The following is a 6270-nucleotide window of genomic DNA, read 5'->3' as shown; positions in this document are numbered from 1 at the left end:
GCGCACCGGGCCGAGTCGGCGCGCGCCCTCCTCGCGGGCACGGCGCTGCCGGTCGCCGAGGTCGCGTTCGCGGCGGGCTTCGCGAGTCTGCGGCAGTTCAACGACACGATCCAGGAGGTCTACGGCCTCGCGCCGACGGCGCTGCGCGCGCTCGCGCGGTCGGGTCGCCACGGCGTGCGCGCGACGACGGGCGTGCCCGCGGCGGACGGGTCGACGGCCGTGACCGTCCGGCTCGCCGCGCGGCCCCCGTTCGACGGGCCCGGCCTCGTCCGGTACGTCGCCGACCACGCGATCCCGGGCGTCGAGGAGGTCGACGCCGACGGCGCGGTCCGCCGCCGCATCCCCCTCCCCCACGGCGGCGCCCTCGTCACGGTGCGCCTCGACCACGACCGCCCCGGGGTGATCTGCACGGCCGAGCTCGCCGCGATCGCCGATCTGGCCCCGCTCGTCGCGCGCATCCGCCGCTGGTTCGATCTGGACGCCGACGCCGCCGCGATCGACGAGACCCTGGGGCGGGATGCCCTGCTCGGGCAGCTCGTCGCGCAGCAGCCGGGCATCCGCATCCCCGGCGCGGTCGATGCGGCCGAGACGCTCCTGCGCACGATCGTGGGGCAGCAGATCTCGCTCCCCGCCGCGCGCACCGTGCTCGGGCGCCTCGCCGCCGACCTCGACGCGATCGCCGGGATCGAGCCGCGGGAGGGGCTGCGCGACTTCCCCGGCGCGGCCGCGATCGCCGAGCACGGGCACGCCGTGCTGCGCGGCCCCGCGCGGCGCGTGGCGACGATCATCGGCGTCGCCGAGGAGCTCGCGACCGGTCGGCTCGCGATCGACGTCGGCATGCCGGCGGCCGAGCTGCGGGCGCGCCTCGAGGCGCTGCCGGGGATCGGGCCGTGGACGGCCGGATACGTGGCGATGCGCGTGCTCGGCGCTCCGGACATCCTGCTCGCGGACGACCTCGTGCTGCTGCGGTCGCTGCGCGCCGCCGGTGCCGCCGCGACGGCGCGGGAGGCGCACGCGCTCGGCGAGCGCTGGGCGCCCTGGCGCAGCTACGCGACGCTGCACCTGTGGAGAAGCGCTCCCCCCGCGGTGCGGCGGGCGCGGGAGGATGGAGTGCGCACCGCGCACCGACGGAGGGAGCGAGCATGACCCCGAACGAGCACGACCCCCGGAACCACGAGCCCCGCAGCGGCGACGACGAGCTCGTCGACCGCGAGCTGCTGGCGAGCGACATCGACCACGACGGCGAGCGACCCGTCGACGTCGACGACGCCGTCGACGAGGCGCTTCCGCCGCCGACGATCGACCCCGACGAGCGCGTCGAGGTCGAGCCCGACCCCGACGTCGCCCTCGACGACGAGCGCCCCGCCGGCTGAGCCCGCGCGCGGTCGGTGTGGCGGGCATGAGGACGGGTCGCACGCAACCCCGTCGCCGCCGCTCAGGGACGCCGCTAGCGTGCGGGCATGGTCATGCACTATCGCGGCGCGCGCACCGAGGGCTCCTTCTGGCAGCGGCACAGCCTGTCGATCGTCCTCGCGACGATCCTGCTCGTCCAGACCGTCCTCGCGATGCTCGCCGGTCGCCACGTCTGGGTCGGCGAGCAGGAGCACATGGGCGCGCCGCTCGACGCCGGCGAGTTCTGGATCTGGTTCTTCTGGGAGTACAACATCAGCCTCGTCGCCGACACCTTCGGCGTCATCCTGATCGTCCTGCTCTCCAAGCGCCTCGTCGAGAAGGGCAGCGCCGAGTCGAAGGAGAACGCCGACTCGACGGAGTGACGCGCCTGTCAACCCCGTGACGAGGGCCGCTCCCCGGTCGTACCGTGGCCCCCGCGACCGCGCCGGCGGTCGCCGAAGGGAGCGACATGAGCGCATCGACCACCGACCCGACGACCCTCCACCGCAGCGAGGGCTTCCCCGAGCAGGAGCAGTCGCAGCCCGGCCTCACCGACGCGACGACCCCGACGCCCGACCACGGCGAGGAGAGCTACCGCGGAGCCGACCGCCTGCGCGACCGCCGCGCCCTCATCACCGGCGGCGACAGCGGCATCGGCCGCGCCGTCGCGATCGCGTTCGCGCGCGAGGGCGCCGACGTCGCGATCTCCTACCTCCCCGACGAGGACGAGGACGCGCGCGAGACCGCCCGCTGGGTGGCGGATGCGGGGCGCGAGTGCGCGCTCCTGCCTGGCGACGTGCGCGACGAGCAGCACGCCGCGGCCATCGTCGAGGGCACCGTCGAGTCGCTCGGCGGGCTCGATCTGCTCGTGCTCAACGCCGCCTACCAGGAGAAGCGCGACGGCCTCGAGTCGCTGCCGATGGACGACTTCGACCGCGTCATGCGCACGAACCTCTACGGGCTCGTCGCGACGGCGCGCGCGGCGATCCCCCACCTCCCGGCGGGGGCGTCGATCATCGTGACGTCGTCGATCCAGGCCTTCCACCCCTCGCCGACGCTCATCGACTACGCCATGACGAAGGCGGCCCAGGTCGCGTTCGTGCGGGCTCTCGCCGCCGAGCTGGGCGAGCGGGGCATCCGCGTCAACGCCGTCGCCCCCGGGCCGATCTGGACGCCGCTCATCCCCGCGACGAGCTGGCCGGAGACCCTGCCCGACTTCGGGCAGGACACCCCGCTCGGCCGCGCCGGGCAGCCCGCCGAGGTCGCGCCCGCCTACGTCTACCTCGCGAGCGACGCCGCGAGCTACGTCTCGGGAGCGGTGCTGCCCGTGACCGGCGGGAAGAGCCTCTGATGGCGCCGACGGGGAAGAGTCAGGACGAGGAGCGCCCGAGCCTCAAGGACCCGGAGCTCTACGACGCGCTCACCGGCGACGGGATGAGCGCGAGCAAGGCGGCGCGCATCAGCAACGCCGCCGCGCGCGACGGCCGATCGTCGGTCGGCCGTCGCGGCGGGCACGCGGAGGACTACGAGTCGCGCACGGTCGGCGAGCTGCGCGAGCGCGCGAAGGAGCTCGGGCTCACCGGGTACTCGCGACTGCGCAAGGGCGAGCTCATCGAGCGGCTGCGCGAGCACTGACCTCCGCGAGCACTGACCGGCGAGCGGTCGTCCTGCCGCGGCGTCAGTCCTCGACGGGCACCATCGGCAGGGCGATCGCCCCCGTCATCGGCACGGCGCCCGACAGCCGCTCGGGCGAGAGCACGCGCTCGACGTCCTCCGCCGACATGAGGCCGCGCTCGACGACGATCTGCCGGATCGACAGGGGCGAGTTGAGCGCCTCGTAGGCGAGCTTCGCCGAGGCCTGGTAGCCGATGTAGGGCGTGAGGGCCGTGACGACGCCCACGCTCAGGTCGACCATCTCGCTCAGCCGCTCGACGTTCGCGGTGATGCCGTCGACGCAGTTGAGGCGCAGCGTGCGGCACGCGTTGGTCATCCACGCGAGCGACTGCATGATGCTCGTCGCGATGACCGGCTCGAAGGCGTTGAGCTGCAGCTGCCCCGCCTCGGCGGCGGCCGTGACGGTCGCATCCGCGCCGATGATCGAGAACGCGACCTGGTTCACGACCTCGGGGATCACCGGGTTGACCTTGCCCGGCATGATCGACGAGCCCGCCTGGCGCGGCGGAAGGTTGATCTCGCCGAAGCCCGCCTGCGGGCCGCTCGAGAGCAGGCGCAGGTCGTTGCAGATCTTCGAGAGCTTCACGGCGGCGCGCTTGAGCGTGCCGGAGAGCGTCATGAAGATGCCCGCGTCGCTCGTGGCCTCGATGAGGTCGGGCGCGGTCTCCATCTCGTAGCCCGAGACCTCGCTCAGGTGACGGCGCACGCTCTCGGCGTAGCGCGGGTCGGCCGTGATGCCCGTGCCGATCGCGGTCGCCCCGAGGTTGATCTCGTTGAGCCACGGGATGACCTCGGAGAGCCGGTCGTGGTCCTCGCGCATCGTCGTCGCGAAGCCGCGGAACTCCTGCCCGAGGGTCATCGGAACGGCGTCCTGGAGCTGCGTGCGGCCGACCTTGAGGATGTGCGCGAACTCGCGCCCCTTCTTCGCGAAGGACTCGCTGAGCAGCTCGTGCTCCTCGAGGAGCGTGCGGAGGCTCAGGACCATCGCGAGCTTGATCGCCGTCGGGTAGACGTCGTTCGTCGACTGGCTGCGGTTGACGTCGTCGATCGGATGCAGGTGCTCGTACTCGCCCTTGGCGTGGCCGAGCAGCTCGAGGCCTCGGTTGGCGATGATCTCGTTCGTCGACATGTTGGTGCTCGTGCCCGCGCCGCCCTGCAGCACGCCGAGCACGAACTGGTCGTGCAGCTCGCCGTCGATGATCTCCTGGCAGGCGCGATCGATGACGCCCGCCTTCTCGGGGTCGAGCACGCCGATCTCGGCGTTCGCGCGCGCCGCGGCCTGCTTGACGAACGCGAGGGCGATGACGAGGTTGGGGTGGTTTGAGAGTGCACGGCGCGTGATCGGAAAGTTCTCGAGCGCGCGGGCGGTGTGGATGCCCCAGTACGCGTCGGCGGGGATGGGCATCGAGCCGAGCGAGTCGTGCTCCATGCGCATCTCGCGCGGGGCCTCGCCGGCTTCGCGGAGGCCGGGTCGATAGATGGGGATTCCGTCGTCACTCGTGGTGAAGCTCGGAGCTGGGCCAGTGGTGCGCACCATGAATGGATGCCTCTTCCTTATGGGGTCCGACAGCAGTGGCGGTGGCGGCATGAGTCTAGTGGGGAGCGCGCGACTAGGCTGTCGCGGTGCACGACTCCCCCTCGCCCGATGCCGCCTCGCCCGGATCCGCCCTCGATCGCGCCATCTCCCTCGCCGCGCGCAACGTCGCCGAGGGCGGAGGACCGTTCGGAGCCATCGTCGTGACCCCTGACGGCCGGGAATTCACGGGCGTCAATCGCGTGACGCGCGACAACGACCCGACGGCGCACGCGGAGGTCGTCGCGATCCGCGTCGCGGCGCGCGAGCTCGGCACGTTCGACCTCACCGGATGCGTGCTCTACGCCAGCTGCGAGCCGTGCCCGCTGTGCCTGAGCGCCGCGCTGTGGGCGCGCCTCGACCGCGTCGTTTTCGCCGCCGATCGTCACGATGCCGCCCGGGCGGGCTTCGACGACGCGGTCTTCTACGACCTCTTCGACACGCCCCGCGACGAGTGGCCGACGCGCGTCGAGCAGGCGCCGTCGACGACCGCCGCCGCGCCGTTCGACGCCTGGCGCGAGAACATCGAGCGCGTCGAGTACTGACCTCGTCACGGACGAGCGCCGTCGCGCTCAGCGGGCGGGCTCGATGCGCACGCGCCCCGTCACGAGCCGATCGGGAACGGGCGCGTGCGAGATCACGAGCACCGCGCGCTCGGGCCCCGCCGCCGCGCCGAGCAGCTCCTCCAGGAGCGCCTCCGCACGATCGTGGTCGACGTTCGCCGTCGGCTCGTCGAGCACGAGCACGGGCGCCTCGCTCAGCAGCGCCCGGGCGAGCGCGATGCGCTGCGCCTGACCGCCGGAGACGAGCCGGCCCCGCTCGCCGACGGGGGCGTCGAGACCGCCGCGCTCGACGACCCACTCCCCCAGCCCGACCCGGTCGAGCACGGCGAGCAGCTCGTCGTCGCTCGCGGTGTCGCGCGCGAAGATCAGATTCTGGCGGATGCTCTCATCGAACAGGTGCGGCTGCTGCTCGAGCAGCACGACCCGGCGCCGCACCTCGTCGGGGTCGAGCTCGCGCACGTCCACGCCGCCGAGCTCGAAGCGGCCCTCGTGCTCGAGGAACCGCACGAGCACGTGCGCGAGGGTCGTCTTGCCCGCGCCGCTCGGCCCGTGCACGACGACGCGGTCGCCGGGATGCAGCTCGAGATCGAGCGGGGCGAGCGCGAGCCGGGCATCCCCCGGCCAGCGCGCCGCGACGCCCGAGAGCCGTACCGCGGAGGCCCCCGGCGATCCGAGCGGCGCGGCGGCGCGCGGGTGGGCGGGGGCGAGCGGGATCTCCGCGGGCGCGCGCTCGGGCACGACGGTCGCGATGCGCTCGGCGCTCGCGCGAACGCGCCACCACGCGCCCACCGCTGCCGGAAGCGCGCCGACGACCTCCACGACGGCGAGCGGAAGCAGGACGAGCATCGCGAGCTGCGGCCCCGTGAGGGCGCCGCTCGCGAGCTCGGGCTGCACGGCGAGGAGGGTCGCGATGAGGATCGCGCCGCCGCCGAGCGTCACGAGCGCGGCGACCGCTCCGGCGGCGGTCGACTGGCGCGACTGCGCACGGCGCAGGCGGGCGTCGAGGGCGAGGACGGCGTCGCGACGGTCGACGTCGGCGCCGAAGGCGCGCAGGGTCTCCCACCGCGC

At 73.7% G+C, this 6270-nt stretch carries 8 protein-coding genes; 6 read left to right on the top strand and 2 right to left on the bottom strand.

Annotated features, from left to right (window positions below; translation table 11 throughout):
- The 5 genes from Q7T15_RS00975 to Q7T15_RS00955 all read left to right on the top strand — a co-directional run.
- Positions 1–1146 (top strand): DNA-3-methyladenine glycosylase 2 (locus Q7T15_RS00975; RefSeq protein ID WP_304692369.1); only part of this gene is annotated, 1146 nt, incomplete at its 5' end.
- On the top strand, positions 1143–1373 hold the full coding sequence (locus tag Q7T15_RS00970) for a hypothetical protein (protein WP_304692367.1): 231 nt from the start codon (positions 1143–1145) through the stop codon (positions 1371–1373). The genes Q7T15_RS00975 and Q7T15_RS00970, both read left to right, overlap by 4 nt.
- 87 nt (positions 1374–1460) lie before the next feature.
- The gene (locus tag Q7T15_RS00965; protein ID WP_304692365.1) at positions 1461–1775 is read left to right on the top strand and encodes a hypothetical protein; all 315 of its coding nucleotides are present in this window, start codon (positions 1461–1463) and stop codon (positions 1773–1775) included.
- Positions 1776–1861: 86 nt separating this feature from the next.
- Entirely contained in the window at positions 1862–2743 is an 882-nt protein-coding gene (locus Q7T15_RS00960) for an SDR family oxidoreductase (protein WP_304692363.1), read from the top strand.
- Positions 2743–3027: a Rho termination factor N-terminal domain-containing protein gene (locus Q7T15_RS00955; RefSeq protein ID WP_304692361.1), complete on the top strand. Its 285-nt coding sequence runs from the start codon at positions 2743–2745 to the stop codon at positions 3025–3027. Before Q7T15_RS00960 ends, Q7T15_RS00955 begins: the two co-directional genes overlap by 1 nt.
- Before the next feature lie 43 nt (positions 3028–3070).
- On the opposite strand, the gene Q7T15_RS00950 is transcribed toward Q7T15_RS00955, so the two are convergent.
- Positions 3071–4501: an aspartate ammonia-lyase gene (locus Q7T15_RS00950; protein WP_304692371.1), complete on the bottom strand. Its 1431-nt coding sequence runs from the start codon at positions 4499–4501 to the stop codon at positions 3071–3073.
- A gap of 188 nt (positions 4502–4689) precedes the next feature.
- Between Q7T15_RS00950 and Q7T15_RS00945 the strand changes: the two genes are divergently transcribed.
- Positions 4690–5184: a nucleoside deaminase gene (locus tag Q7T15_RS00945; protein ID WP_304692359.1), complete on the top strand. Its 495-nt coding sequence runs from the start codon at positions 4690–4692 to the stop codon at positions 5182–5184.
- Positions 5185–5211: 27 nt separating this feature from the next.
- On the opposite strand, the gene Q7T15_RS00940 is transcribed toward Q7T15_RS00945, so the two are convergent.
- The coding region (locus Q7T15_RS00940) for an amino acid ABC transporter ATP-binding/permease protein (protein ID WP_304692357.1) at positions 5212–6270 on the bottom strand (1059 nt) is incomplete at its 5' end.

Origin of the sequence: Microcella sp. (assembly GCF_030645145.1) — a bacterium.
In the GTDB taxonomy this organism is placed as follows: Bacteria; Actinomycetota; Actinomycetes; order Actinomycetales; family Microbacteriaceae; genus Microcella.
Note: the sequence above shows the minus strand (reverse complement) of the source record. Positions and strands in the feature narration are given on the sequence as shown.